This is a genomic window from Actinoplanes sp. TFC3 (genome assembly GCF_001553785.1).
In the GTDB taxonomy this organism is placed as follows: domain Bacteria; phylum Actinomycetota; class Actinomycetes; order Mycobacteriales; family Micromonosporaceae; genus Actinoplanes.
In genome coordinates this window covers 646,888-673,843 of sequence record NZ_LOJP01000002.1, presented here as the reverse complement: position 1 = coordinate 673,843, position 26,956 = coordinate 646,888, and the positions used below count along the sequence as shown (strand labels likewise).

Annotated in this window: 26 protein-coding genes; 18 read left to right on the top strand and 8 right to left on the bottom strand. The window is 69.1% G+C overall.

Translation table 11 applies throughout. The annotated features are described in order from the left end of the window. Window positions 1-106 precede the first annotated feature (106 nt). The gene (locus tag TFC3_RS30185; protein WP_082772685.1) at window positions 107-1,114 is read left to right on the top strand and encodes a glycosyl hydrolase; all 1,008 of its coding nucleotides are present in this window, start codon (window positions 107-109) and stop codon (window positions 1,112-1,114) included. A 3-nt stretch (window positions 1,115-1,117) separates the two neighbouring features. Here the strand turns inward: TFC3_RS30185 and TFC3_RS30180 are convergent, their stop codons facing one another. Next, window positions 1,118-1,867, bottom strand: a complete 750-nt coding sequence (locus TFC3_RS30180; protein WP_067508805.1) for a methylase — start codon at window positions 1,865-1,867, stop codon at window positions 1,118-1,120. Beyond that, complete coding sequence (locus TFC3_RS30175) at window positions 1,867-2,652, bottom strand: SDR family oxidoreductase (protein WP_236718532.1); 786 nt, start codon at window positions 2,650-2,652, stop codon at window positions 1,867-1,869. Before TFC3_RS30175 ends, TFC3_RS30180 begins: the two co-directional genes overlap by 1 nt. Window positions 2,653-2,767: 115 nt before the next feature. On the opposite strand from TFC3_RS30175, the gene mshA reads away from it, so the two are divergent. The 5 genes from mshA to TFC3_RS30150 all read left to right on the top strand — a co-directional run bounded on the left by mshA (window position 2,768) and on the right by TFC3_RS30150 (window position 10,585). Then, entirely contained in the window at window positions 2,768-4,072 is a 1,305-nt protein-coding gene (gene mshA, locus TFC3_RS30170; RefSeq protein WP_067508803.1) for a D-inositol-3-phosphate glycosyltransferase, read from the top strand. Continuing rightward, complete coding sequence (locus TFC3_RS30165) at window positions 4,069-4,557, top strand: YbjN domain-containing protein (protein WP_067509874.1); 489 nt, start codon at window positions 4,069-4,071, stop codon at window positions 4,555-4,557. The genes mshA and TFC3_RS30165 overlap by 4 nt, the downstream gene beginning before the upstream one ends. Before the next feature lie 50 nt (window positions 4,558-4,607). Beyond that, entirely contained in the window at window positions 4,608-5,837 is a 1,230-nt protein-coding gene (locus tag TFC3_RS30160; protein ID WP_067508801.1) for an MFS transporter, read from the top strand. 420 nt (window positions 5,838-6,257) lie between these two features. Further along, window positions 6,258-9,098, top strand: coding sequence for a PAS domain S-box protein (locus tag TFC3_RS30155; RefSeq protein WP_236718530.1), 2,841 nt, complete (start codon window positions 6,258-6,260; stop codon window positions 9,096-9,098). Beyond that, window positions 9,095-10,585, top strand: coding sequence for a chemotaxis protein CheW (locus TFC3_RS30150; protein WP_067508800.1), 1,491 nt, complete (start codon window positions 9,095-9,097; stop codon window positions 10,583-10,585). The genes TFC3_RS30155 and TFC3_RS30150 overlap by 4 nt, the downstream gene beginning before the upstream one ends. Here TFC3_RS30150 and TFC3_RS30145 read toward each other — a convergent pair. Continuing rightward, entirely contained in the window at window positions 10,551-11,843 is a 1,293-nt protein-coding gene (locus tag TFC3_RS30145) for an MFS transporter (protein ID WP_067508798.1), read from the bottom strand. The genes TFC3_RS30150 and TFC3_RS30145 overlap by 35 nt on opposite strands. 119 nt (window positions 11,844-11,962) lie before the next feature. Between TFC3_RS30145 and TFC3_RS30140 the strand changes: the two genes are divergently transcribed. Continuing rightward, complete coding sequence (locus tag TFC3_RS30140) at window positions 11,963-12,709, top strand: phosphoglyceromutase (RefSeq protein ID WP_067508796.1); 747 nt, start codon at window positions 11,963-11,965, stop codon at window positions 12,707-12,709. 61 nt (window positions 12,710-12,770) lie between these two features. Here the strand turns inward: TFC3_RS30140 and phoU are convergent, their stop codons facing one another. Further along, the gene (gene phoU / locus TFC3_RS30135; protein ID WP_067509869.1) at window positions 12,771-13,412 is read right to left on the bottom strand and encodes a phosphate signaling complex protein PhoU; all 642 of its coding nucleotides are present in this window, start codon (window positions 13,410-13,412) and stop codon (window positions 12,771-12,773) included. 208 nt (window positions 13,413-13,620) lie between these two features. Here phoU and TFC3_RS30130 point away from each other — a divergent pair, with 208 nt between their 5' ends. Both TFC3_RS30130 and TFC3_RS30125 read left to right on the top strand, forming a co-directional pair. Beyond that, window positions 13,621-14,919: a cell wall metabolism sensor histidine kinase WalK gene (locus TFC3_RS30130; protein ID WP_067508794.1), complete on the top strand. Its 1,299-nt coding sequence runs from the start codon at window positions 13,621-13,623 to the stop codon at window positions 14,917-14,919. A gap of 29 nt (window positions 14,920-14,948) precedes the next feature. Beyond that, window positions 14,949-15,632: a response regulator transcription factor gene (locus TFC3_RS30125; RefSeq protein ID WP_067508792.1), complete on the top strand. Its 684-nt coding sequence runs from the start codon at window positions 14,949-14,951 to the stop codon at window positions 15,630-15,632. On the opposite strand, the gene TFC3_RS30120 is transcribed toward TFC3_RS30125, so the two are convergent. After that, complete coding sequence (locus tag TFC3_RS30120) at window positions 15,614-16,480, bottom strand: hypothetical protein (protein ID WP_082772684.1); 867 nt, start codon at window positions 16,478-16,480, stop codon at window positions 15,614-15,616. The two genes, TFC3_RS30125 and TFC3_RS30120, sit on opposite strands and share 19 nt — an antisense overlap. 136 nt (window positions 16,481-16,616) lie before the next feature. Between TFC3_RS30120 and TFC3_RS30115 the strand changes: the two genes are divergently transcribed. Continuing rightward, complete coding sequence (locus TFC3_RS30115) at window positions 16,617-17,438, top strand: sugar phosphate isomerase/epimerase (RefSeq protein ID WP_067508788.1); 822 nt, start codon at window positions 16,617-16,619, stop codon at window positions 17,436-17,438. Here the strand turns inward: TFC3_RS30115 and TFC3_RS30110 are convergent. Beyond that, complete coding sequence (locus TFC3_RS30110; protein ID WP_067508786.1) at window positions 17,425-17,967, bottom strand: CGNR zinc finger domain-containing protein; 543 nt, start codon at window positions 17,965-17,967, stop codon at window positions 17,425-17,427. The genes TFC3_RS30115 and TFC3_RS30110 overlap by 14 nt on opposite strands. 73 nt (window positions 17,968-18,040) lie before the next feature. On the opposite strand from TFC3_RS30110, the gene TFC3_RS30105 reads away from it, so the two are divergent. From TFC3_RS30105 to TFC3_RS30090, 5 genes are all read left to right on the top strand, one after another. Beyond that, window positions 18,041-18,961, top strand: coding sequence for a proline dehydrogenase family protein (locus tag TFC3_RS30105; RefSeq protein WP_067509867.1), 921 nt, complete (start codon window positions 18,041-18,043; stop codon window positions 18,959-18,961). Between the two features lie 166 nt (window positions 18,962-19,127). Continuing rightward, entirely contained in the window at window positions 19,128-19,340 is a 213-nt protein-coding gene (locus TFC3_RS30100) for a helix-turn-helix domain-containing protein (protein WP_015625722.1), read from the top strand. 166 nt (window positions 19,341-19,506) lie between these two features. Continuing rightward, complete coding sequence (locus tag TFC3_RS36415) at window positions 19,507-19,608, top strand: 30S ribosomal protein bS22 (RefSeq protein WP_007465623.1); 102 nt, start codon at window positions 19,507-19,509, stop codon at window positions 19,606-19,608. 72 nt (window positions 19,609-19,680) lie between these two features. Further along, window positions 19,681-20,763: an NAD-dependent epimerase/dehydratase family protein gene (locus TFC3_RS30095; protein ID WP_067508784.1), complete on the top strand. Its 1,083-nt coding sequence runs from the start codon at window positions 19,681-19,683 to the stop codon at window positions 20,761-20,763. Next, window positions 20,760-21,722: a lysophospholipid acyltransferase family protein gene (locus tag TFC3_RS30090; RefSeq protein WP_082772609.1), complete on the top strand. Its 963-nt coding sequence runs from the start codon at window positions 20,760-20,762 to the stop codon at window positions 21,720-21,722. The genes TFC3_RS30095 and TFC3_RS30090 overlap by 4 nt, the downstream gene beginning before the upstream one ends. A 74-nt stretch (window positions 21,723-21,796) precedes the next feature. On the opposite strand, the gene TFC3_RS30085 is transcribed toward TFC3_RS30090, so the two are convergent. Then, window positions 21,797-23,041 carry a DUF5667 domain-containing protein gene (locus TFC3_RS30085; protein WP_236718528.1) on the bottom strand — a complete coding sequence of 415 codons (1,245 nt, stop codon included), beginning with the start codon at window positions 23,039-23,041 and terminating at the stop codon, window positions 21,797-21,799. 205 nt (window positions 23,042-23,246) lie between these two features. Continuing rightward, complete coding sequence (locus tag TFC3_RS30080) at window positions 23,247-24,101, bottom strand: ECF subfamily RNA polymerase sigma factor, BldN family (protein ID WP_236718610.1); 855 nt, start codon at window positions 24,099-24,101, stop codon at window positions 23,247-23,249. 414 nt (window positions 24,102-24,515) lie between these two features. Here TFC3_RS30080 and TFC3_RS30075 point away from each other — a divergent pair, with 414 nt between their 5' ends. The 3 genes from TFC3_RS30075 to TFC3_RS30065 are packed head-to-tail and all read left to right on the top strand — an operon-like array spanning window position 24,516 to window position 26,869. Next, window positions 24,516-25,973 carry an AMP-binding protein gene (locus tag TFC3_RS30075; protein ID WP_067509862.1) on the top strand — a complete coding sequence of 486 codons (1,458 nt, stop codon included), beginning with the start codon at window positions 24,516-24,518 and terminating at the stop codon, window positions 25,971-25,973. Then, complete coding sequence (locus TFC3_RS30070; RefSeq protein WP_067508778.1) at window positions 25,970-26,218, top strand: glutaredoxin family protein; 249 nt, start codon at window positions 25,970-25,972, stop codon at window positions 26,216-26,218. Before TFC3_RS30075 ends, TFC3_RS30070 begins: the two co-directional genes overlap by 4 nt. Before the next feature lie 9 nt (window positions 26,219-26,227). Continuing rightward, the gene (locus TFC3_RS30065; protein WP_067508776.1) at window positions 26,228-26,869 is read left to right on the top strand and encodes an HAD family hydrolase; all 642 of its coding nucleotides are present in this window, start codon (window positions 26,228-26,230) and stop codon (window positions 26,867-26,869) included. Window positions 26,870-26,956: the final 87 nt, after the last annotated feature.

Genomic DNA, 26,956 nt, shown 5'->3' with positions numbered 1-26,956 from the left:
GGTCCCCCCGCCGCCCACGACGGTCCCGCCGACCACTGTCCCGCCCACGACCGTGCCGCCGGTGACCACGCCGCCGGCCACCGTGCCCCCGACCACCCTGCCGCCGGTGACCACGCCGCCTACCACCGTTCCGCCCACGACCGTGCCGCCGACCACCCCGCCGCCCGCGACCGAGTGTGCGACCGGTGCGCTGCTGGTGCCGTCCTGCGGCGTGCTGTGGGGTGCCGCGGCCGGTGGCTTCACCGATGCCCCGCGCGACCAGGCGCTCAAGGACTGGGAGACGCTGACCGGCCGGACCGCGTCGATCTACCACACGTACCACAAGGGCGACGAACTGTTCCCGACCAAGGCTGAGATCGCCATGACGCAGGACCCGGCCAAGCCGCGCGTGCTGCTGCTCAACTGGAAGATCGCCTACGGCTCCACCTGGGCCAAGGTTGCCGCCGGGGCGCAGGACAAGCGCATCGACGCGTGGTCGGCGTACGTCAAGAAGAACTACAACCAGCAGTTCTTCCTGGTGCTGCACCACGAGCCGGAGAACGACGTGGTCGCCACGGCCGGCTCGGGCATGACGGCCAAGGACTACGCGAACATGTACCGCTACGTCATCCAGCGGCTGCGCGCCAACGGGGTCACCAACGCGATCAACGTGCTCGCCTACATGGGCAACGAGAAGTGGATGGCGCAGTCCTGGTGGAAGGACCTGTACCCCGGTGACGACGTCGTCGACTGGATCGGGCTGGACTCGTACGTGAGCGTCGAGAAGGGCTACTACCACTACGGCGACATGGGCGACGTCCTTGACCGCAAGCCCACCGGTGGCAGCCTCGGCTGGTACGACTGGTCGGTCACCAACCACCCGAGCAAGCCGATCATGGTGGCCGAGTGGGGCATGTACCATCGCCGCTCGGTGAGCACCGACAAGTCGGTCGCGTTCGCCTCGGTGGTCCCCGAGATCCTGGCGCACCCGCAGATCAAGGCGATGGTCTACTTCGATACCGCCAGCGACGACGAGGGCGACCGCGACATCTCGGTGAACTCCTCGCCCGCCAGCCTCGCGGCGTTCAAGCTGGTCGCCGCCGACCCGATCTTCAACGTCAGCATCACCAAGTAGGGCTCAGAAGGTCCACGGCACTGTCAATTCGCCCCGGCGCCAGCGCGCCGGGGCGAATTGCGCCGGCCACTGCTGCCGGAACCGCTCAACGGTGGCCAGCCAGCGCTGCCGGGGGCCGAACGGCGTCGCGCTGGCCTCCCAGGCGGCACCGAGCTCGGCGAGCAAGTCGTGGATCGGATGGCCCGGCACATTGTGGTGGATCAGCGCCTTGGGCAGCCGCTCAGCAAACGTCGCCGGATGATCCAAATCGGACAATCGCGCCGACAGCGTCAGCGTGGCCGGTGCCCCCGCCTCGATCACCGCCCAGGTGGCGATCCGGCCCAGCTCGTCGCAGGTGCCCTCGATCAGCACCGCGCCGCCGGCGGTCATCGTCCGCCACGCGGCGGCCACCTCGTCCTCGGGATACTGGCGCAGCACGTTGAACGCCCGCACCACGGTGGGTGCGAGGCCGGCCAGCTCGAAGCCGCCCCGGCGGAACTGCAGGCCGGGCGGGTCGGCGAACGGTTGCGCGCCGGCCACCCGTACCGGATCAATCTCAAGACCGACCACCGCCACGTCCGCCCGGACCGCCGTGGCCAGCCGCGAGCGCAGCTCGATCGCCGTGATCGGGGTGGCGCCATAGCCGAGATCAACGACCAGCGGGTGCGCTGCCCCGGCCAGCAGATCCCCGCAGCGGTACGCGATGAAGTTGTCGATGCGACGCAGCCGGTTGGGGTTGGTGGTCCCCCGGGTCACCGCGCCCAGCGGACGCATTACGAACTCTGGTCGCGCACGACCTTGTGCTGCGCGGCCTGCGCGATCGGGCGCACCACGAGCCGGTCGATGTTGACATGTTGCGGCCGGGTGGCGGTCCAGGCGATGCAGTCCGCGATGTCCTCTGCCACCAGCGGCTCCCGGACCCCGGCATAGACCGCGTCCGCCTTGTCCTGGTTGCCGAAGCGGTTCTTGGAGAACTCGTCCGTCTTCACCATGCCGGGGTCGATCTCGATCACTCGCACCGGCTTGCCGGCCAGCTCCAGGCGCAGCGTGCCGACCAGGGCGGTCTGCGCGTGCTTGGCGGCCGTGTATCCGGCGCCGCCTTCGTAAACGGTGAACGCGGCGGTCGAGCCCACGGTCACCACGGTCCCGGCGCCGCTGGCCTCAAGGGCGGGCAGCAGGGCCTTGGTGACGCGCAGGGTGCCGAGCACGTTGACGTCGTACATCCATTGCCAATCCGCCACCGAGCCCTGCGCCACCGGATCCATCCCGCGGGCGCCGCCGGCGTTGTTGACCAGCAGGGTGAGCGAACCCCCGAGCCCGGCCACCGCCGCGGCAAGCTGCTCGACCGCTTCGCCGGACGTCACGTCGCAGACCACCGCGGTCGCGGCGTCGTCACCGGCCTCCTTGACGAACTCCGCCAGCCGGTCGGCCCGGCGGGCCACCGCGACGACATGGAAGCCCTCACCGACGAGCCGGCGCGCGGTCGCTGCACCGATACCGCTGGACGCTCCGGTCACCACGGCGATTTTCTTCTGCACCATGACCTGATCCTGCCTCATGACCTGAGTCACCCCCAGCCGCCTGCGGTGGGATTCAGCACGCCGGGACGGGGAAGATGAACGGCGGCGTAAAGGTTTTACGTAAACGTTTGCTCGCTTTGAGAAGGGACACCACGTGGCAGGAACGCGGGCCGCCGGCCGCTGGCCCACTCCCCGTCGGATCGCCACCCTGTCGGTGCACACCTCACCGCTCGAACAGCCGGGTACCGGCGACGCGGGCGGCATGAACGTCTACATCGTCGAGGTCTCCAAGCGGCTCGCCCAGCTCGGCGTCGAGGTGGAGATCTTTACCCGGGCCACGTCGAGTGAGTTGCCCCCGGTAGTGGAAATGTCGCCTGGCGTGACCGTGCGGCATGTCACAGCGGGGCCTTTCGAAGGCCTCTCGAAGGAGGAGCTGCCCTCGCAGCTGTGCGCCTTCACCAACGGCGTGCTACGCGCCGAAGCGGCCCGCCCGCCGGGTTACTACGACCTCATCCACTCGCACTACTGGATGTCCGGCCAGGTCGGCTGGCTGGCCCGGGAACGGTGGGGGGTGCCGCACGTGCACACCGCGCACACCCTGGCCAAGGTCAAGAACCGGTTCATCGCGACCGGGGACCGCCCCGAGCCCAAGGCGCGGGTGATCGGCGAGGAGCAGGTGATCGCCGAGTCCGACCGGCTCGTGGCCAACACCCGCTTCGAGGCGCAGGACCTGGTCACCTGCTACGACGCCGACCCGCCCAGGCTGACCGTCGTGCAACCGGGCGTCGACCTCGGCCGATTCCGCCCCGGCGGCAGCCAGCGCGCCGACCGCCACCGGCTCGGCCTGCCCAGGAGCAGTCACGTGATCGCCTTCGTCGGCCGCATCCAGCCGCTGAAAGGCCCTGACGTGCTGATCCGCGCGCTGGCCGCGAGCCCGCTGCGCGAGGCCGACGTCACAGTGGTCATCTGCGGCGGCCCCAGCGGCAGCGGGCTCGACCGGCCCACCTCGCTGATCGAGCTGGCGTCCTCGCTCGGCGTCTCGGAGAAAGTCAGGTTTCTGCCCCCGCAGACCGGCGACGAGCTTGCCGCGCTCTACCGGGCCGCGGACCTGGTCGCGGTGCCCTCGCACAACGAGTCGTTCGGCCTGGTCGCGGTCGAGGCGCAGGCTTGCGGCACCCCGGTGGTCGCGGCGGCGGTTGGCGGCTTGGTCACCGCGGTCACCAACAACGTCAGCGGTGTCCTGATCAACGGGCACGACCCAGTGGACTGGTCCCGCGTGCTGGGCGAGCTGCTGCAGTCACCGGCGCGGCGGCTGCAACTGTCAGTGGGTGCGGTGCGGCACGCGGCAAACTTCTCCTGGGACCGTACGGCCTCGGAGTTGTTGCGCGTCTACCGCGAAGCGGTCGAGGAGCATCGTGCGCTCATCGCTGCTCGTCTGGCAGGCTCGTTCTCGTGGTGAACAACATCGGCGCCCTCATCGAACGCGTTTGCGCGGAGCGCGAGCTGCCCTGCGAGCCCACCGGCGACTCCTCCTGGGTGGTGAGCATCCCGGGCACCCACAAGCTCAAGACCGCCTGCAACCTGATCGTCGGCGAGCACGCGCTGCGCATCGAGGCCTTCGTGATGCGCCACCCCGACGAGAAGCACGAGGAGCTGTGGGCCTGGCTCTTGCGGCGCAATGCCCGCATGTACGGCGTCGCGTTCTCCATCGACACCGCCGGTGATATCTATCTGACCGGGCGGGTCGGCCTCAAGGGCCTCGACGAGGACGAACTCGACCGGCTCCTCGGCTCGGTGCTGACCTACGCCGACGAGTCCTTCGACACCATGCTGGAAATCGGCTTCGGTTCGGCGATCAAGCGCGAGTGGGAGTGGCGCGTCAAGCGCGGCGAGTCGCTGGCCAACCTGCAAGCCTTCGCCCACCTGGCCGAACGCACGGACTGATGGATACCCTTCCACCGGTTCTGTAAAGTTAGTTGCCAGTGGGAGGCCTGATGCGCATCGGCCGATGGTGGGCGGACGCAGCCGGCGGGCTACCGGCAACGTACTGGTTCCTGTGGACCGGCCTGTTGATCAACCGGGTCGGTGGGTTCGCCGTCCTGTTCCTGTCGCTCTACCTGACCGTCCAGCGCGACGCCAGTACGGCGATGGCCGGGCTCATCGCCGGGGCATACGGCATCGGCGGGATTGGCGGCACCCTGCTGGGCGGCGTGCTCACCGATGGCTGGGGCCGACGCGCCACGCTGCTGCTCTCGCACTTCACCACCGCGGGCGTGATGGTGGTGCTGGCGCTCAGCACCAACCTGACGATGATCGCGGCGCTGGCTCTGCTGCTGGGGATCATGCAATCGATGCCCGGCCCCGCGTTCGTGGCGGCCATCATCGACGTGGTGCCCGCCGAGCGCCGCTCCCGGGCCTTCAACCTGCAGTTCTGGGCGTTCAACCTGGGGATGGCCGGGGCGTCGCTGCTGGCCGGGGTGCTGGCCCAGTGGAGCTACGCCGGCATGTTCCTCATTGACGCCGCGTCGACGCTGGTTACCGGCCTGCTGATCGCCTGGAAGGTGCCCGAGACCCGGACGGCTGCCGCGGTGCCGGTCGAACGGGGTTTGCGGACGCCGCTGGCCGACCGGATCTTTCTGGTCTTCGTCGGCCTGACCCTGCTGCAGTCCCTGCTGTACAGCCAAACGAATACCATCGTCCCGCTGGCCATGAACGCCGACAGACTGGGCGCCGCGACTTACGGACTGCTCACCGCGCTCAGCGGCACCATGATCGTTGTCGGTCAATTGTTCGTACCAAAGTTGATCGACGGCCGCGCCAAGGCATGGGTCCTGGCGGTTTCGCTGGCAATCATGGCCACCGGGTTCGGCCTGCTTTCGGTCGCACATGGCCTGGCGCTGTACCTGACCGCCGCGGCGATCTGGACCATCGGTTCCATGCTGGCAGCGCCGCCGAATGCCGAGATCAACTCCGAGCTGGCGCCGCTTGAGCTGCGGGGGCGCTACCAGTCGGTGTTCTTCCTGACCTTTCCGGCGGCGGCGTTCCTGGCGCCTGCGCTTGGTGGGGCCAGCTTGCAGTTCTTCGGCAAGGGGCACTGGGTGATCACGGCGGGGATCGGGGTGGTCGCGGCGGGGCTGCACTTGGTGGCCGGACCGGCCCGCGAACGCCGCGTGGCCGCCATCCGTGCCAAAACCGGTGTCACGGTTTCTGGAAGCTCGGGCTGAGCCCCAGCCAGAGAATTGGTAGCGCCGGCGGCGGCGGACGACGCCCATCCCCATAGGCGTCGCCCGCACAAACCGCCGGTCTCGGGTCGCGCCGTCCCCCAACGGCTGATGCCACCCGTCCCCGAACGCCGATCCGCGGTGACCCCCGCTACGAAAGCGGAGGGTCAGCCCGTTCCCCGAACTAACGGCTCGACGTTCATCGACCACGCTAGTTGGGGGCGTCAAGCCCCACAAGCCAGTTGGCTGTCTGCCATCTGTCTGAACCGTCACAGCCGGCAACTCGAACCTCACGGAGGATGCCACTTTCGCCCGTAAGGCCAATTCCCCGCGAACCTCAAGACTCGCTCAGGAATCTCCGTCAACCGCCGATCGGGGGATCAGACACCGAACCGCACCCGGATCACAACGCCAGGAGCCCTCATGGCCCAGCCCGCCTCTGCACTGGAGACGGATCCCTCGCTCCAGCAAGCCTCGCTCTCGCTGCTCATGCACGAGCGCATCATCGCCACGGTCAACGCCCGCTCGGGCAGTGTGCAAGCAGCCAACGAGCGCTTCTACACCTTGATCGGGCGCGACGAGTCCGAGGTTCTCGGCAAGCGGCTGAGCGAGATCTGGAACGCCTCCGGTACGGCGATCGACCGGATGGTGGATGCGGCGCGCAGCGGTGAGTACCTCGAGCAGGTCCTTGAGATCGTCGACAGCTCCGACCGGCACAAGTGGTTGCGGCTCAACTGCGGTCCGGTGGCTCCGGCGCCAGGGGTGAAGGCTTCCGAGGGTCAATTGGTGCTGATCACCGGGTACGACATCACCGAGGATCGGCGTCAGGTGGTCGAGCTCAAGGGCAAGTATGCCGCCATCGACCGGGCGCAGGCGGTCATCGAGTTCGACCTGGACGGCTTGATTCTCACGGCGAACGAGAACTTTCTGGAGCTCATGGGGTACGGCCTCGGCGACCTGGTCGGGCAGCATCACCGGATCCTGTGCGAGGAGCGGTACGTCGAAAGCTCGGAGTACCAGCAGTTCTGGGAGCGCCTGCGCAACGGCGACGTGGAGTCCGGGGAGTACAAGCGGGTCGGGCGCGGCGGGCGCGAGGTGTGGATACGGGCCACTTACAACCCGATCTTCAACCTGGACGGCAAGCCGTACAAGATCGTCAAATACGCCTTGGATGTCACCGAGACCAAGCTGCGCAACGCCGAGGACGAGGGCAAGGTGAACGCCATCGGCCGCTCGCAGGCGGTCATCGAGTTCGACCTGTCCGGCCTCATCCTCAACGCGAACCAGAATTTTCTGAACACGATGGGCTACACCTTCGACGAGGTGGTCGGTCAGCACCACCGGATGTTCGTGGAGGAGCAGGAAGCCCGCGGTGCCCAGTACCGCAACTTCTGGCAGGCCCTGTCCCGTGGCGAGTTCGAGGCCGGCGAGTACAAGCGGCTGGCCAAGGGTGGCCGGGAGGTCTGGCTGCAGGCCTCGTACAACCCCATCTTCGATCTCGATGGGCGCCCGTTCAAGGTCGTCAAGTACGCCTCCGACATCACCGAGGCGAAGACCGTCAGCGCCGAATACGTCGGCAAGGTTTCCGCGATCGGCCGGGCGCAGGCAGTGGTGGAGTTCGACCTCGATGGGCGCGTCCTTGACGCGAACGACAACTTCCTCAGCGTGGTCGGGTACAAGCTTGACGAGATCCGCGGCCAGCACCATCGCATCTTCATGGAGCCCGAGGCGGCCCGCAGCCCCGAGTACACCCGGTTCTGGGAGCGTCTGTCCCGCGGTGAGTATGAGGTCGGCGAGTACAAGCGGGTCGGCAAGGGCGGCAAGGAAGTGTGGCTGCTGGCGTCGTACAACCCCATCTTTGATCTTGAAGGTCGGCCCTTCAAGGTGATCAAGTACGCCTCGGATGTGACAGAGGGTAAGCTGCGCAACGCCGAGTACGAGGGCAAGGTCTCCGCGATCGGCCGGGCGCAGGCGGTTGTCGAGTTCGACCTGACGGGCAAGGTGCTCAACGCCAACCGCAACTTCCTCGACTCCACCGGCTACTCGCTCGATGAGGTACGCGGCCAGCACCACCGCATGTTCGTCACCCAGGAGGAGGCGGCCTCCCCGGAGTACCTGCGGTTCTGGGAAAAGCTGGGCCGCGGTGAGTTCGACTCGGGCGAGTACCGCCGGGTGGCCAAGAGCGGGCGCGAGATCTGGTTGCAAGCCACCTACAACCCGATCCTGGACCTGGATGGCCGGCCCTACAAGGTGGTCAAGTACGCCACCGACATCACCGCCACCAAGCTGCGCAACGCCGAGTACGAGGGCAAGGACCACGCCATCAACCGGGCGCAGGCGGTCATCGAGTTCGACCTCGAAGGCATGATCCTGATGGCGAACGAGAACTTCCAGCGCACCCTGGGCTACTCGGCCCGTGAACTGGTCGGCCAGCACCACAGCATGCTGTGCACCGGCGACTACGTGACCTCGGCGGAATACCGCGACTTCTGGCTGCGGCTGCGCAAGGGCGAATACCTGACCGGGCGCTTCCACCGGATCGGCAAGTTCGGCCGGGACGTGTGGATCCAAGCCACGTACAACCCGATCTTCGACATGCAGGGCAAGCCGTTCAAGGTCGTCAAGTACGCCCACGACATCACCGACCAGGTGCAGCTGGAGCAGTTGCTGTCGGCCAAGACCCGCGAGATGAGCGAGTCGATCAACGCGCTCACCGGCTCGATCGACGAGATCGTGGTCAGCGCGCAGCAGGCCAGTTCGTTGGCCGGCGAGACCCAGCACAACGCCCAGGAGGGTTACGAGGAGCTGCGCAAGTCCATCGAGGCGATCGACTTGATAGAGAAGTCCTCGGACCAGATCGCGGCGATCGTCAACGTGATCGGCGAGATTGCGAGCCAGACCAACTTGCTGGCCTTCAACGCCTCGATCGAGGCGGCCCGTGCCGGGGAGCACGGCGTCGGCTTCTCCGTGGTCGCCGGCGAGGTGCGCAAGCTGGCCGAGCGCTCGTCCGAGGCGGCCCGGGAGATCACCACCTTGATCCACGAGTCGGCGCAGCGCGTCGGGCAGGGTTCGCAGGTGTCGCACCGGGCGCAGAGCGCGTTCGGCCAGATCCTCAAGAGCGTGGCGTCGACCAGCGAGTCGATCAAGCGGATCGCCGACTCGACGCAGTTGCAGCAGAGCGCCTCCCGCTCGGTCAACCAGCTGATCAACGACCTGATCGGTACCGACGCCGCGATGGCGCCGGAGGGCGGGCCGGCCAAGTGACGAGCGTTGAGGCCCTCTACGGGGTCTTCCACACCGGCCGGGTCCGGGTCGCGCTGCCGCTGGACGAGCTGCGGGAGGTGATCCTGCGCCCGCCCGCGTTCGACCCGCTGCCGGTGACCGCCGAGGGCCTGCTGGGCGCGGTCAACCTGCGGCACGTGGTGATCCCGGTGCTGGACCTGTGCCGGCTGGCCGGATATCCGGAGCTTGACGAGGAAACCGGCCGGGTGATCGTGATCGTGGCGGTCGGCGACCAGATGTTCGGGCTGCTCGCCCAGCAGATCGAAGGTGTCGCGCGGATCACCGACGAGGCCCTGATGGAGACGCTGGTGGCCGGGGAGCGCTCGGCGCTTTTCTCACACACCTTCGAGCGCCCCGAGGACGGCGCTGTGGTGTCGCTGCTGGACGCCGAGGCGATCTCCCGCATCCCCGGCGTGCCGGTCGTGCGGGACACCGGCTCGCGCACGTCGGGGGTGGAGCTGGGGGACATCAACACCGACAGCACCCGGCGTACGGTCCTGCTGTTGCGCTGCGGCCCGATCGGGCTCTGCATCGACGTCGGTCACGTGCACTCGGTGATCCCCCAGATGACCCTGAATCCGTCGCCGCTCGACGGGGATACCTGCCGGGGCGTGGTGCACCTGCACGGCAGGGCGGTGCCGGCGGTGGACCCGCTCAAGATGCTGGGGCTGGGCAGCGTGCCGGACGACGGCAACCTGCGGGGCCTGGTCCTGGCGGTGCCACGCGGGCTGGTGGTGCTGACCGTCTCCGACATCGCCGACATTGCGACCGTACCGGTGAATGATGTTCTGCCGTTGCCTCCGGTCGGTATGCGCAAGGACGGTTTCCTGACCGGCGTGCTGCGCACCGAGGCGGGCGCTCAGCACCTGCTGCTCGACGGCGCGGCGCTGCGGGCCGATGCGGAACTCGACGCGCTGGGCAGCCTCGGGGTGTCGGCGTCGGGTCAGGAGGACGAGCCGGCGCGGGCCGCGGTGGTGACCAAGGCGGGCGCGGACAAGGATGTGCCGGATGGCCGCCGGGTGGTGCCGAGCGTGCGCAAGTTCCTGACCTACAGCGTGGGAATGGAAGCGGCCACCCCGCTGAGCCAGATCACCGAGATCCTGCCGTACCCGCAGCATGCGATCGGGTTGGACAGCGGCGGCCCGCTGCAGGGCATCTTCACCCACCGCAAGCTGTCAGTGCCACTGCTCTCGCTGCCCGCGCTGCTCGGCATCGCCGACGCCCCCGACCCGGCTACCGCCCGGGTGCTGCTGGTGGACGCGCCCGGCGGCGAGCTGGTTGGCTTCGTGGTGCCCGCCCTGCACGCGATCGAGGACTCGGTGTGGGAGGAAAGCCCGCAGAAGGAAAGCGCGGATCCCGGTGCGCTGTTGCAGCGTGGCCCGCTGGTGAAGATCGGCGCCGAGGCGCAAGGGCGGCTGCTGCCCAACATCGACCTTACTGAGCTGGTCGTGGCGGAACTGGTGGGGTGACGTCCTCCTCGTGCAGGATCTCGGTGGCCACCGGCGGCTCCGACGGGGACAGCTCGGAGACGCGCAGCTCGCTGGCCCGCCGCTCGCGGGCCGGGCCGGACAGCAACTGGCCGGCCGCCACCACCCCGCCGATCGCCGCACAACTCAGCCACAGCACCACGTTGCCGCCGTGCTGCTGCACGAAGCCGCCGATGGCCGGGGCCAGCGCCGAGCCCGCCGACCAGGACAGTGAGTTGACGCCCTGGTAGCGCCCGCGCAACAGCGACGGCGACAGCTCGGCGACCAGGGCCGAGTTCGACGGCGCCTGCAGCATTTCGCCGAGCGTCCAGACCACCACGGTCACCGCGTAGAAGCCGGCCGAGTCGGCGAACGCGGTCAGCCCGAACCCGGCCCCGACGATCAGGATGGCCAGCGCCAGCACCCGCGAGCGGTTGTACCCGTCGATCAGCTTGGGCACGAACAGTTGCCCGAGCACGATCATCAAGCCGTTGATGGCGATCACCCAGCCGAACGTGGAGGTGCTCAGCCCGTCCGTGGTCATCGCGATCGGCAGCGTCGAGGTGTGCTGCATGAACACCAGCACGATGAGGAAGTTGAGCACCAGGAAGACCACGAACACCCGGTCCTTGAAGACCGTGCCGAGCCCGGGGCCCTTGACCCGCCGGATCGCCGCGCGCACCGGCCGCGTCTCGGCGAGGAAGATCAGGCTGATGCAGGCGGTGAGCAGTGTCGAACCGGCGTCGACGACGAACAGCAGCAGATAGCTGGCCTTCGCGGCGAGCCCGGCCAGCACCGCTGAGCAGGCGAAACCGAGGTTGATCGCCCAGTAGTTCAGCGAGTAGGCCCGGACCCGGTCGGCATCCGGCACGACGTCGATCATCATCGCCTGGAACGCCGGGCGGACGCCCTCGGTGAACAGCCCCAGCACCAGCGTGCCGAGCAGCAACTGCCAAAAACCGTCGGCGAAGCCCAGCGCCAGCATCAGCACTGCGGCCGCGAACTGGGAGGTCAGCATCGTCGGGCGCCGCCCCCAGCGATCGGCGAGCACCCCGCCGGTCAGGGTGCCGGCCGCGCCGCCCACGCCGTAGGCGCCAAGCACAAGACCGGCCTTGCTGGGCGTGAAGTGCAGGTCCTGGGTGAGGTAGATCGCCAGATAGAGCACCACGAACGCGCCGAGCCGGTTGATCAGCGTGCCGGCCCAGAGGAACCAGAACTGCCGAGGCAGCCCGCCAGCCGCTTCCCGTAACCACCCGCGCACGCTCAGTCCCCGATCTGTAAGCACCAGTAAAACCGTGAGGACTTACAACCTAATAATCCTCGGGTACGAGCGCAGCCCGGTTTCCCGGTGTCGTTGGGCACTAGGTCATGATGGATCTCATGACTGGGACCCTTGTGCTGCTGCGCCACGGCGAGAGCGAGTGGAACGCCAAGAACCTCTTCACCGGCTGGGTCGACGTGGACCTGAACACCAAGGGGGAGACCGAAGCCCGCCGCGGCGGTGAGTTGCTCAAGGAGCACGGCCTGCTGCCCGACGTGGTGCACACCAGCGTGCTGCGCCGCGCCATCCGGACAAGCGAGATCGCCCTGCACACCGCCGACCGCCACTGGATCCCGGTGCGGCGCTCCTGGCGGCTCAACGAGCGCCACTACGGCGCGCTGCAGGGCAAGGACAAGAAGCAGACCCTCGAGGAGTTCGGCGAGGAGCAGTTCATGCTCTGGCGCCGCTCGTACGACGTGCCGCCGCCGCCGATCGCCGACGGTGACGAGTACTCGCAGTTCGACGACGCCCGCTACGCCAACCTGCCGCCCGAGATCAAGCCGCGCTCGGAGTGCCTCAAGGACGTCCTGCTGCGCGCCCTGCCCTACTGGTACGACGCGATCGTGCCGGACCTGCTGGCGGGCAAGACGGTGCTGGTGGCCGCGCACGGCAACTCGCTGCGCGCGATCGTCAAGCACCTCGACCAGATCTCCGACGAGGCGATCGCCAAGCTGAACATCCCCACCGGCATCCCGCTGCGCTACGACCTCGATGAGGCGCTGCGCCCGATCACCGCCGGCGGTGCCTACCTGGACCCGGAGACCGCCAAGGAAGCCGCGGCCGCGGTCGCCAACCAGGGACGCTGAGCACACGGAAGAGCCGGGGCGCCCCGGTGGCGCCCCGGCTCTCGACCTCTCAGAAGGTCGATCAGACCTGCTCGCCCGTGATCAGATAGATCATCTGCTCGCCGGAGTTCACGGCGTGGTCGGCGTAGCGCTCGTAGAAGCGGCCCAGCAGCGCGCCATCGATAGCAGTCTCCGCCCCGTACGGCCAGTCGTCGGCCAGCAGGACCTTGAACAGATCGCGTTCGAGGTCGTCCATCGCGTCGTCGTCCTTCTCTAGCTCCGCCGCCAGGTTGGCGTCGGGGCTGGCCAGGACGTTGGTGATCTTGTCGGCCATCTGGTCGGCGACCTCGGACATCTGCCGGAACACCGGGCGCAGTTCGGCCGGTACGGCGGGGGAGGGGTGCCGGCGCAGCGCGGTCTTGGCCACGTGCTCGGCCAGGTCGCCCATCCGCTCCAGGTCCGCCGAGATGTGCAGTGCGGTGATCACCATGCGCAGGTCGGAGGCGACCGGGGCCTGGCGGGCGATGGTGTCGGCCACCTTGGTCTCGACCTGACGGTAGATCTCATCCACCTCGGCATCGCGGGCCAGCACCGCTTCGGCGGCCTCCCGGTCGGCGGTCAGCAGGGCGGTCGTCGCCTTGCGCAACGCCGCGCGCACCGCCTCCGCCATCGTCACCAGCAGGCGACTGACCTCGTTGAGATCGGCCTGAAACTCCTCGCGCATGTTGTCTTCCCGGGGTTGTGGGCTGCCCGCGCCGGGCCGGCAGCCGTTGGTGAGCAGGGCTTGCATGAGTCACGCTAAGAGGGCTCGGCGGCGTGGACATGAACGGCGATGAACGACGCCGGACCGGGTGGTGAACTTTCTTCGAAGTGCGCCGGATATGTCCGTTTCAGCGTACGGTCCAGGTAAACAAAGACCCTACGATCGCTGCGTGGACACGGTGTACAGCACGGCCATCATCATCGCGCTCGCCGCCGGCGTGGGCGTGGGCCTGCTGCTGTCCCGTACCCAGCGGTTCGGCGTGCACAAACGTGTGGCCGGCGCCGCTGGACCGATCGAGGGGGGACGAAAGATCGACACCGAGGACGAGGAGCGGGTCGGCAAGCACGGGCTCAAGGGCCTGGGCCGCAAGAGCCTCGACTCGCTGCGGGTCGGCGTGGTCGTACTCGACGGCGAGGACGAGCCGGTGCTGGTCAACCCGGCGGCGCGGGCCATGGGCCTGCTGCGCTCGGGTGGGGCGCCGGGCACGATCGCTGCACACCCGATCCTGCGGACGCTCGCCGGGCAGGTGCGCCGTACGGGCGTACGCCGGGAAGTCGAACTTGATCTGCCACGCGGCCGGGCCGGAAGCACAAGCGCCCCGCTCGGCCTGCACCTGCGCGCGGTGGCGTTGAACACCACGCACGTCGCGGTCGAGGCCGCCGATGTGACCGAGTCGCACCGCCTGGCCCGGGTCCGCCGCGACTTCGTGGCCAACGTCAGCCACGAGCTCAAGACGCCGATTGGTGCCTTGCAGCTGCTGGCGGAGGCGCTGCTTGACGCGACCGAGCTGCCCGAGACGGCCCCGGAAGCCCAATCCGAGGATCTGATCGCGGCCCGCCGCTTCGCCGAGCGCATCCACCACGAATCCGCCCGGATGGGCCGGCTGGTGAACGAGCTGCTCGAACTGACCCGGCTGCAGGGCGCGGAGCCGCTGCCCACCCCGGAACCGGTAGCCCTGGACTGGGTGATCGCCGAGGTGGTCGACCGCACCCGCACCACCGCCTCGGCCAAGAGCATCGAGGTGGCCTACACCGGTCCCAAGGGCGCGACCGTGTACGGCAGCGACAGCCAGGTCGCCACCGCGGTGACGAACCTGGTGGAGAACGCCATCGCGTACTCGGGCGAGGACACCCAGGTCCTGCTCACCATGCGCCAGGACGACGACTGGATCGAGATCGACGTCACCGACCAGGGCATCGGCATCGCCCCGCACGACGTCGACCGGATCTTCGAACGTTTCTACCGGGCCGACCAGGCACGGTCCCGCTCCACCGGCGGCACGGGACTGGGCCTGGCGATCGTCAAGCACATCGCCACCAACCACGGCGGCCGCGTCGAGGTCACCAGCACCCTTGGTGGTGGCTCGACGTTCACCCTGCGCCTACCGGCGCGACCCCCGGAATCCCCGCTGCCGTTACCGGCGGCGATTGAGATCGAGTCCGGCGCGGCCGGGCTCCCCTCGGCCTGACGGCCGGCGGAAGCAGGAAAGGAAACCCATTGGCTCGCGTGCTCGTGGTCGAGGATGAAGAGTCGTTCTCCGACGCCCTGTCGTACATGCTCCGCAAGGAGGGCTTCGAGGTCTCGGTCGCACCGACCGGCACCTCGGCGCTGACCCAGTTCGACCGGACCGGCGCCGACATCGTCCTGCTCGACCTCATGCTGCCCGAGATGTCGGGCACCGAGGTGTGCCGTCAGCTACGGCAGCGCTCCGCCGTCCCGATCATCATGGTGACCGCCCGGGACAGCGAGATCGACAAGGTGGTCGGGCTGGAAATCGGCGCCGACGACTATGTGACCAAGCCGTACTCGCCGCGGGAGCTGGTCGCCCGGATCCGCGCGGTGCTGCGCCGCCAGGGTGCCGAGGCGGCCGAGGTCACCACGCCGACGCTGGCCGCCGGTCCGGTGCGCATGGACGTGGAACGCCACGTCGTCACCGTGGACGGCACCGGCGTGCAGTTGCCGCTCAAGGAATTCGAGCTGCTCGAACTCCTGCTGCGCAACGCCGGCCGGGTGCTGACCCGCGGCCAGCTCATCGACCGGGTCTGGGGCGCCGACTACGTCGGTGACACCAAGACCCTTGACGTGCACGTCAAGCGGCTGCGCTCCAAGGTCGAGCCGGAGCCGTCGGCGCCGCGCTACATCGTGACCGTGCGCGGCCTCGGCTACAAGTTCGAGCCCTGAGGAGTCTGAGGCGGGGTGGCCGGTTCGCGGCCGCCCCGCTTTTTCGGCTTCGCGGCCGCGGCTGCCGCTGCGGTGGCCGGGTGCACGGCCACGACCCCGGCGGCCAGCCGGGCGTCGCACAGCCGGGACAGCTCGGTGTACGCCTCCTGGCCGATCAGCGCGGCCAGCTCGGGACCATACGACTTGTACATCGGCTCGGTGCCCACGTGGGCGTCCGGTGAAGACGTGCACCACCAGTCCAGATCGTGCCCGCCCGGCCCCCAGCCGCGGCGGTCGAACTCGGTGAGCGTGGACAACAGGTATTTGGTGCCGTCGGGGCGCTTGGTCCAGTCCTGCTCCCGGCGCACCGGCAACTGCCAGCACACATCCGGCTTGTACGTCAGCGGGTGCACCCCGTCGCGCAGCGCCTGGGCGTGCAGGGCGCAGCCCCCGCCCCCGGCAAAATCGGCATCGTTGAGGAACACGCACGGCCCGTCCCCGGCCTGGGTGGCGGTGCGCCGGGCCGGCTTGGACCCGTCAATCGTGTCCATCTCGGTGTAGTTCTTGAACCCACGCCGGTAGTGCTGCCACGTTTCCGGGGTCAGCTTGGCGGCCGCGGCCTTCGTCCGGTTCTCGTCGTCGGCGTCGGTGAAGAAGGCCCCGTGCGAGCAGCACCCCTCCTGCGCGCGACCGGCGATGATGCCGTGGCAGGCCGACCCGAACACGCAGGTCCACCGGGACAGCAGCCAGGTCAGGTCGGCGCGGACCACGTGCTGGTCGTCGGCGGGGTCGGTGAACTCGATCCACTCGCGAGGGAAATCCAGGTCAACCTCGCGGGCGCGGGCGGCAGCCGTGTCGTCCAGGACGATACGGAGCTGGGTGCGGCGACTCACCTGCGCAAGCGTACGCGGGCAGGCACAAGCCCAGCGCGCGGGCGGACCGTTTTGCGTGGTGTATCCCGGCGACCCAGTGGCAGCGATGACTGGCCGGACTACCCTTGACCCTGTGACTTCGGATGTCCCCGTACTGCTGTCCAGCTCCTCGGTGTTCCCCGAGCCGACCGCCGCCGCGTTCGAGATGGCGGCCACGGTGGGGTACGACGGGGTCGAAATCATGGTGTGGACCGACGCGGTCAGTCAGGACGCCGGTGCCCTGCAGGGGCTGGCGAAGCACTATGACGTGCCGGTGCTGTCGGTGCATGCGCCCTGTCTGCTGGTGACCCAACGGGTGTGGAGCCCGGACCCGTGGGAACGGCTCACCCGGGCCGCCCAGCTCGCCGAGTCGCTCGGCGCGCCGACCGTGGTGGTGCACCCGCCGTTCACCTGGCAGCGTGACTACGCGCGCAACTTCGCCGAGGGGCTGGCCAAGGTGCAGGCGCGGCACCCGGACACGACGTTCGCGATCGAGAACATGTATCCGGTACGTATGGCCGGGCGTTCCTTTGTGCCGTACGTGCCGGGCTGGGATCCCACCGAGGCCAGCTACGACGCGTACACGCTGGACCTGTCGCACTGTGCCGCCGCGCGCACCGATTCGCTGGCGATGGCCGACCGGATGGGGACCGGGCTCAAGCACGTGCACCTGGGTGACGGCAGCGGCGAGGGGCGAGACGAGCACCTGGTGCCCGGCCGGGGCACCCAGCCGTGCGCGGAGCTGCTGCGGTCGCTGGCCGGGCGCGGCTTCACCGGCTCGGTGGCGCTGGAGGTGTCCACCCGCAAGGTTGCCAATCGCGAGGTTCGCGTGCAGGACCTGCGCGAATCGCTGGAGTTCGCCCGCCGCTACCTCACCCCGGCGGAGTCGGACTCGCCGGCGATTACGCGGGCGTAAGAGTCGTCGCCGCGCGCTTGCGGGCGCGGTGCGCGGCCACGTGCGAGCGGGTCGCGCAACGCTCGGAGCAGAAGCGCCGGCAGTTGTTCGACGACGTGTCCAGATAGACGTTGCCGCAGCGCTCGTCGGCGCAGATGCCGAACCGGGCGCTGCCGTATTCACACAGCCAGACCGAGAGCCCCCACACCGCGCCGGCCAGGTATTCCGCACCGACCGAGGCGCCCCGCCCGGTGACGTGCATGTGCCAGTCGCCGGCGTCGTGCCCGGAGATGCGGGGCTGCACCGGATAGGCCTCCAGCAGCGAGTTGAGCTCGGTGACCACGTCGGCGTCGCGCCCGCTGGTGCCGTACTCGAAGACTTCGCGCAACCGGCGCTGAGCGCGACGCAGCCCGGCGAGGTCCTTCTCGGTGACCTCGTCGCCCATCCAGGCGAGTTCCTCACCGGTGAACAGCGCCTTGAGCCCGCCGAGGTCATCCAGCCTCGCGTTCACCAAGTCGACGGCCGTCCGCGCGTACGCATCGAAGTTCACCCGACAACGGTAACCGCCCCGGCGGCGTACGGACATGGTCGAGAGCGCGGCGCTGTGGATATACGCTCAGGCCATGCTGCGTTCCGTCTTTCTCGCCGCCGCCGGGTCGTCCCGGATGGAGCGGCTGGTCACCGCCGTCCCGCTGAGCAAAGGGATCGTCCAGCGCTTCGTGGCCGGGGCCGGGGTGGACGACGCGTTGCGCACCAGCCGGGTCCTGGCCGACGACGGACTGGCGGTGAGCCTGGACCACCTCGGTGAGGACACGTTGACCGCGGAGCAGGCGGCCGCCACCCGCGACCAGTATTTGCTGCTGCTGGGCCGGTTGAAGAGCGCCGGGCTGACGCCGGCGGCCGAGGTGAGCCTGAAGCTGTCGGCAGTGGGCCAGAAGGCCGACGACCGGATGGCGTACGACTACGCCCGCGCGATCTGCGCCGCCGCCACGGACGCGGGCACCACCGTCACCCTTGACGCCGAGGACCACACACTCACCGATTCGACCCTGGAGATCCTCAGCGAGCTGCGCAAGGACTACCCCGGCACCGGTGCGGTGCTGCAGGCCTACCTGCGCCGCACCGAGGGCGACTGCCGCGAGCTGGCCACGGCCGGCTCGCGGGTGCGGCTGTGCAAGGGCGCCTACGCCGAGCCCGAGTCGGTGGCCTACCAGTCCGCGCTCGACGTCGACAAGGCGTACGTGCGCTGCCTCAACATCCTGATGTCCGGCGAGGGCTACCCGATGGTGGCCACGCATGACCCCCGGCTGATCGCGATCGCCGAGGACCGGGCGCGCTGGTTCGACCGCCAGGCCGACGAGTTCGAGTTCCAGCTGCTCTTCGGCGTCCGCCCGGAGGAGCAGGCCCGCCTGGCCGGTGCCGGGCACACCGTGCGCGTCTATGTGCCCTATGGCCAGCAGTCGTACGGCTACCTGATGCGCCGCCTGGCCGAGCGCCCGGCAAACGTCGCTTTCTTCGCCAAGGCCCTCACATCACGCAAATAACCGGCAGGCTCGCGCGTGTCGGCTTGACTTCAACGGGTGCGATTTCACGGAACGTATCGCATTGATCACAGATACCTCGATACCGTTCAGGTGACATACGCGCCAACTGTCCCGGTACCACTACCGGCCCGGGTAGGGCGCCTGAACCTAGGATCGGTGCGAGCAGATGACGGGTCCAGCCCAGACTGAGGAACGCCTCGCCGAGGTGCGCTTCCTGACCGTCGCCGAGGTGGCCGCGCTCATGCGTGTCTCCAAGATGACCGTGTACCGGCTGGTGCATGGCAATGAACTCAGCGCGGTACGCGTAGGACGCTCGTTCCGGGTGCCCGAGCACGCCGTGCACACGTACCTGCGTGGAGCCTTCTCCCAGACGGCCTGAGGGGTCGATTGGTTCCTTGCCGAGTGGGCCGCTACGCTGGAGCGGTTCGCCCCGTGATACCCGCTTGCGTTTCACCGCTGTGGGCCGGGGGCAGACCGCTAGCAGTCCGGTCGGCGTGCCTCTGCGCGCCGCCACCGGCTCCACATGGTTTCGAGAGGCATGACGTATGGGCTCCGTGGTCAAGAAGCGCCGCAAGCGTATGGCGAAGAAGAAGCACCGTAAGCTGCTGCGCAAGACCCGCGTTCAGCGTCGCCGTCTCGGCAAGTGACGCCCGGCCGGGCGTGCTGCCCGGCCCGCGTCTTTGCCTTGTCTCGACCAGCCGCACGTGAGAGGCGCGCCCGTGGTGTCGTCTGAAGCCGCGGCTCCGCCGCGCGTTGTCGTGGTCACCGGGGTCAGCCGCTATCTTGGCGCCCGGGTGGCGTCCCGGCTTGCCGCTGACCCGCGGGTCGAACGCGTCATCGGTCTGGATCCGCACGAACCGCCGCAGGCCCTCGCGGGTCAGTTGGCGGATGTCGAGCTGATCCAGGCCGACGCGCGCGCGGCCACCGCCGTCGTTGCCGATCTTGGTGCCGAGGCGCTCGTGCACCTGGCCGTGACCAGCGCACCCGATCCGCAGCACGGCGGTCGCGCGGCCATGAAAGAGCACAACGTCATCGGCACGATGCAGTTGCTCGCCGCCGCACAGGGTGCCCCCAAGCTGCGCAAGCTGGTCATGCGTTCCTCCACGGCCGCATACGGTGCGTCGTTCCGCGACCCCGCCGTGTTCACCGAGGACACCGAGCCCCGGGCCGTGCCGCGGGGTTCCTTCGCACGCGACATCCTCGACATCGAGGGCTACGTCCGCGGCTTCCGGCGCCGCCGCCCCGAGGTAGCCGCGACCGTGCTGCGGTTTGCGCCGTTCATCAGCAACACCGCGAACACCACCCTGACCCGCTACTTCGCACGGCCGATGGTGGCCACTGTGCTGGGCCGCGACGCCCGGCTGCAGTTCGTGCACGTCGACGACGCGCTGGAGATCCTGCACCGCTCGGTGATCGAGGACCACCCCGGCACGTACAACGTCGCCGGCGCCGGGGTCCTCGCGCTCTCGCAAGCCGTGCGCCGGGCCGGTCGGCTGTCGTTGCCGCTGCCCGAGGGCACGCTGTCCTCGCTGGCGGCGGTGGCCCGGTCCGTGGGCATCGGGCAGATCGGCCTCGACCAGATCGACCTGTTCGTGCACGGCCGGGTGGTCGACACCGCCCGGCTGGTCAAGGAATTCGGCTTCACCCCGCGCACCACGGCCGCCGCGTTCGAGGACTTCATCGCCGGGCACCGCACCGGCTCCTCGCTGACCGCCGACCGGCTGGCCGCTGCCGAGCGCGCGATCCTGGACGGCATCCGCCAGGTCCGGGCCGCCGCCGAGCGTACGGACGTGAACTCATGACCCAGGACGAGTACCACAAGGCGCTGCCCGGTCACGCCGACTTCGTGCTGCCCCGGCCCGCTCCGCCCAAGCCGCTCAACGGCAAGCGCCCGATCCCGGAACCGCTGGCCGATCCGGTGGACATCTGGGATCAGCGGATCGCCAAGGGGCTGGCCTTCCTGCGTCGCCGGCTGGCTGGGGCGTACGAGGTCGACGATTTCGGCTTCGACCGCGACCTCACCGACACCGTCTTCCACCCGATGCTGCGCGTGCTCTACCGCGACTGGTTCCGCACCGAGGTGTTCGGCGTGGACAACGTGCCCGACACCGGTGGCGGCCTGATCGTCGGCAACCACTCCGGCACGCTGGCGCTGGACGCCCTCATGCTCACCACGGCCCTGCGCGATCAGCACCCCGACCGGCGCAACCTGCGGCTGCTCGGCGCCGACCTGGTGTTCTCGGTGCCGGTACTCTCCGAGCTGGCCCGCAAGGCCGGCGCAACGGTGGCCTGCAACCCCGACGCCGAGCGCCTGATGAGCGACGGCGAGCTGGTCGGCGTGTTCCCGGAGGGCTTCAAGGGCATCGGCAAGCGCTTCTCCGAGCGCTACAAGCTGCAGCGCTTCGGCCGCGGCGGGTTCGTCTCGGCGGCGTTGCGCACGGGCACCCCGATCGTGCCGGTGGCGATCGTCGGCGCCGAGGAGATCTATCCGATCCTGGCCGACCTCAAGCCGCTGGCCCGGCTGCTCGGCATCCCCTATTTCCCGGTCACCCCGACGTTCCCGCTGCTCGGGCCGCTCGGGCTGATTCCGCTGCCGAGCAAGTGGATGATCGAGTTCTGCCCGCCCATCCCGACCGCGCACCTCACCGAATACGCCGACGACCCGATGGTGGTCTACAACCTCGCCGATCAGGTCCGCGAGACGATTCAGGCCACGCTGCTCACACTGCTGGAGAAAAGGCCCGACGCCTTCGGCCGGTGAGCCCGGTACAATAGACAGTGAGGGGCGGCCCCGACTCTTAGAAGTCGGCACCGCCCCTCGCCATGTATAGGGCGCTACTTTTCGCCGCTGCCGAACAGGTTGCCGAGCAGGCCGCCGAGCAACCCCTTGTCCTCCGCTGTCGACGGGTTGGCCGGGTCGTCCGAGATGGTCGGTTCCGGGTCCAGGGTCGCGGTCACCGGCGGCTCGGTCGCATCGGGAGCCAAGCCGGAGCCGGTCGCCTCGCCGTCATCGCTGCCCGTACCCGTGCCCTTACCCTTGCCCTTGCTTGTGCTCGTCCGCGTCGGATCCGGTTCGGCGGTGGGCTCGTCGCTGGTCTTGGGCTGCACCGACTTCTTGGTCTGGCCGTTGACCCCGGAGTCCTTGTCGTCCTTGGTCTTCAATTTGCCCGGCGCCGAGGTCTGGCCCTGCTGACGGTCCTCCGCCGGCGTCTCGGCCACCCCTGTCGTGCACGACTTGAGCTTCGGCCCCAGCGCGTCGGGATCATCCTGAGAGGCATCACAGGACAGGCCATTTCGTACGTTCTCGGCGCGCCGTTCGACGTTGTCGAGCAGGCTCATCGAGGCCAACGCCCGCACCCGGTTGGAGCCGTCGAGCTGCTCCAGCGCCGGGGTGAGCAGGCGCCGCTGGCCGTCCACGAAGGAGTCCACCGACACCAGCCCGGCCGCGTCCTTGCGGACCACAGCGGCGGAGGTGAGCAGCTTGACACCTTCCTTGGTGTCGGCGTCCATGTCGTCCAGCGCGTCGCCGAACTTGGCGTTGCCGCCGTTCATCGCTACCGCCTCGGTGAGCCGGTTGCGGGCGAACGTCAACGACAGCTGACCGCGGGTGATGTCCGAGCCGGCCATGGCCAGCTGGGCGCGTTCCGTGGAGCGCTTGACGCCGTACAGGGCGTCGCCGGGGGAGGCGTTCTCGCTGGCCGCGGAGATGCCGGAGACCGCCATGGCGCCGGCGGCGACGCCAATGATGATGGCGCCGCGGGCACGCAGCCGCTTACCGGTCCTGCCCAGCAGCTTGCGGGCGGGCACTGCGGCTTCGCTGGGATCGTCGGTGGGCTGGGCGGAGGCCCCGATGCCGTCCCGTTCGGCCGTCGCGACCAGCATCGCGCGCAGCCCCATCCGGAACTCCGGATCGACCTGGGCCGCCGGGCGTGCCGCGGAGAGGCTGTGCCCGATGGCGACCAATTCGGCGAGGTGCTCATCCGCCTGGCCCCGGGCGTGATGGCGCCGTCCCGCGGTGGTCTCGTCGAGAAGCTCCGCGAAGCGCTCGGCGCTCCGGCGATCAAGGAAATCGAAGGTCACCGAGGGCACCTCCCTTCGCTCGTGAGTGACCCGCCGGCCACGGAGCCGGCGGACGCGACGGAACCGGCGGACCGTTGGTCCACCACGGGTCGCACCCGGACAAACGCTCGACCGGCGGGCGCGGTTACGGGTGCGAGCAGGGCCACAGCCGGATCAGGCATCGATATCGGGCTAATCGGGCGATTCCTCCGGGATATGGTCCGGGTTACCACTGGAACCCTTCCGGCAGCAACCGGGCGAGCGCCCGTACGGCCCGATACTGCAACGCTTTGATGGCGCCTTCGTTCTTGCCCATGGTCTGCGCGGTCTCGGCCACCGAGAAGCCCTGCAGGAAGCGCAGCACGATGCACTCCTGCTGCTCGGGGTTGAGCTGCTTGACCGCGGTGAGCAGGGCGACGTTGGTGATGTGGTCCACCACGGCGGCCTCGGGGCTGCCCTCGGGTCCCCGGTCCTCGCGGTCGGCGTCCAGGACGTCGCCGGTGGTGACCTCGAGGCGGTAGCGGCCGGACTTGAAGTGGTCGGCTACCAGGTTGCGGGCGATCGTGACCAGCCAGGCGCCCAGGTCGCGGCCTTGCCAGGTGAAGCTGCCGATGCGCTTGAGGGCGCGCAGGAAGGTGTCGGAGGTCAGGTCCTCGGCGAGCTGGCGGTTGCCGACCCGGAAGTAGACAAAGCGGAAGACAGTGTCGACGTAGCGGTCGTAGATGAGCCCGAACGCGGCGGAGTCACCGGCCTGCGCACGTTCGACCAGCGCCCACACCTCGGCGGCGGCGTCCCCGGGGTCGGGGCGGGCCGGATATTTGGGTGGCTCGGACTCGCTGGGCGGTCCGGTGGTGCTCTGGGTAGGCACGACGACCGCCTGGTCACCGTCCACCCGGCGCTCGGGGCCGGGCTGCTGCGGGGGCTGGGGGCGGCCGGGCGCGGCCACGCGGCCGCTCTTGGAGTTCCCGGTGCCCGGCAGCAGCGGCCGGCTGGGGGACTCGTTGATGTGCGGCCGGTTGCGGGTCCGCTTGGGGCCGTCGCCCCGGATGGCGTTGGCGACGCCCTCCCGAAGCGAGCTCAGCCCCTCCGGCACGCTCGGGTGGGCCGCGAATCCGCGGCTGAACGGATCGCCGGCGTACACATGACTCACTGCGCCTCCTTGACCCGGCGGGCCGTCGCTGAGGGGGAATCGAAGCTGATCCGGGTCCACGAAACCGCGTGCTATCTACAGCAAAAGGGGTGAAGCGGCCCCGGTCTGGCGGGCCGTCCTCACCCACGGAATGTGGACTCCGTTACACAGAGGCGAAGTATTGCGGCTTGTGCACCCGGGCAGTCGCACAATGTGTGCGTCGCCGCAAATCAGCACGAAGTACCACGGAGCGGCACGGAGTGGTCACGCTCTCGTTCTGTCAGGATGGATGACACCCTGGAACCGGTCGCGCACAGTCTGTGCGTCTCTGCCGGTTCGTACCCGGTTGTGCCAGACTCGGGCGTCGTGGGAGATCTCAGCGCGGCGCCAGCGATTGATCCGGTACGTGAAGCAGCGCGGCGGCGCCCGGACAGCCCCGCGCTGATCGCCGGTGACACGGTGCTGACCTGGGCGGAAGTGGACACGCGGGTCGAGCGGGCCGCCCGCCACCTGACCTCTGTCGCGGCGCCGGGCGACCGGGTGGCCATCATCCTCGGCAACACCGTCGGCTTCGCCGTGGCCTACTTCGCCGCGTTGCGCGCCGGGCTCGTGGCGGTTCCGCTCAACCCCGGATACACCGCCGACGAACGGGAGTATGTGCTCGCCGACTGCCGGGCCTCGTACGTGGTGGAAGAGGAGCTGGACGGTGACGGTCCGCCACTGGCCGTGCGAGGACCGGCTGCCGACGACCTCGCGGTGCTCCTTTACACCTCGGGGACCAGCGGGCGGCCCAAGGGCGCGATGCTCACCCACCGGGCCCTGACAGCCAACAACGCACAGCTGGCCCGGATCGAGCCACCGGTGCTCGGGGCGGACGACGTGGTGCTGCTCGCGATCCCGTTCTTTCACGCCTACGGGCTGAACACCGGGCTGGGGGCGGTGGCTCATCATGGCGCCTGTGGCGTGCTGGTGGACCGGTTCGACCCGGCTGAGACGGTGCGGCTGATTGCGCGACACGAGGTCACGGCGCTGGTCGGCGTACCGTCCATGTATGCCGCCTGGTCGCTCGTGCCGGACGTCGACCTCGCCCGCGTGCGCACCGCCGTCTGTGGCGCGGCGCCGCTGGACCCCGGCATTGCGGCGCGCTTCACGGCCGCGACCGGCAAGAGCATCTTGATCGGGTACGGCCTCACTGAAGCGGCACCGGTGCTCACCACTACCGCGGTGAGCGATCGCACCAAGATCGGCTCGATCGGCCGCCCGCTGCCCGGGGTGTCCCTGCGGCTACGGTCGGCCAACGACGTGGTGGTGTGGCGCGACGGGGTGGCCACGGCCGGCCCGGACGACGACTGGGAGCTCGACCTCGACTCCGAGGGCACCGACCCGGGCGAGATAGTGGTGCGCGGGGCCAACCTGTTCTCCGGTTACTGGCCCGACGGCAGGGACGGCCCGGACGCGGACGGCTGGTGGGCCACCGGGGACATCGCCTACGCCGACGCCGCCGGGGATCTCGTGCTGGTCGACCGGATCGGCGAGCTCATCCTGGTGAACGGCTTCAACGTGTATCCGGCCGAGATCGAGCGCGTGCTGGACGCCCATCCCGGCGTGGCTGAATCCGCTGTCATCGCGGTGGCCGACGAACGCAGCGGGCAGGCGCCGTACGCCTATGTTGTCTCCGCCCTGGATCCGGCGCCCACCCCGGCTGAGCTGCACGTCTTCCTCGCCGCGCAGCTCGCCCGTTTCAAGCTTCCGGCCGGCATCGAGCTGGTCGGTGAGTTGCCGCACTCCGCCATCGGCAAGGTACGCAAAGGAGATCTCCGATGACCCGGGTCACTTTGATCAGCCGCGCCGGGTGCCACCTGTGCGAGGACGCCGAACGGGTGCTCGACCGCATCGCCCCCGGTGACTGGACCCGGGTGGACGTGGACGAGTCGATTGAGCTGCAGCGCGACTACAGCGACCGGGTGCCGGTGGTGCTGCTCGACGGCAAGGAGCACGGCTACTGGCGGGTCGAGGAAGAACGCCTGCTGCGGGATATGGCTCGACCGCCGGGTACCCCTCGGCTGTAACCTCGCGCAGTGGCGCGTACTCATCTTGTCTGGGACTGGAATGGCACTCTGCTCGACGACCTGACGCTGGTGGTCGACTCGACGAATCAGACGTTCGCCGCTATCGGCGGGCGCAGCGTGGACGCCGACGAGCACCGCTCGCGCTTTCGCCGGCCGGTCGCCGAGTTCTACGCCGAGATCCTAGAACGGGCGATCACCGACGAGGAGTTCGAGGAGCTCGATCGGATCTTCCACGAGGCGTACCGGGTCGGCCTGACCACCATCCCGCTGGTCGCCGACGCCGAGCTGGCCATCAGGGCCTGGCCCGGCACCCAGTCGCTGCTGTCCATGTGGTTCCACGACGAGCTGGTCCCGGCGGTCGAGTCGCGGGGGCTGGCCGGCGTGTTCGCCCGCATCGACGGCCGGCCCACCGAGGTCGACGGCGGGCTCAAGGCCGGTCACCTGGCCCGGCACCTGGCCCAGCAGAACATCGCCGGATCCGACTGCGTGCTCATCGGCGACTCCATCGACGATGCCGACGCCGCCACTGCAGTCGGCGCGGCCGCAGTGCTGTACACCGGCGGTTTCACCGACCCACTACGGCTGCGCGCCTCGGGCGTGCCAGTCGCCGACACCCTCGTGGAAGCGGTGTCGATCGCCCGTTCACTGTGATACTCGTCGTCGGGATGGCGACGGCGGTGGCCGTGCGACCTCGAAAGCGGTAATACTCGGATAGTTGTCAGCGTGCGAATAGCACGC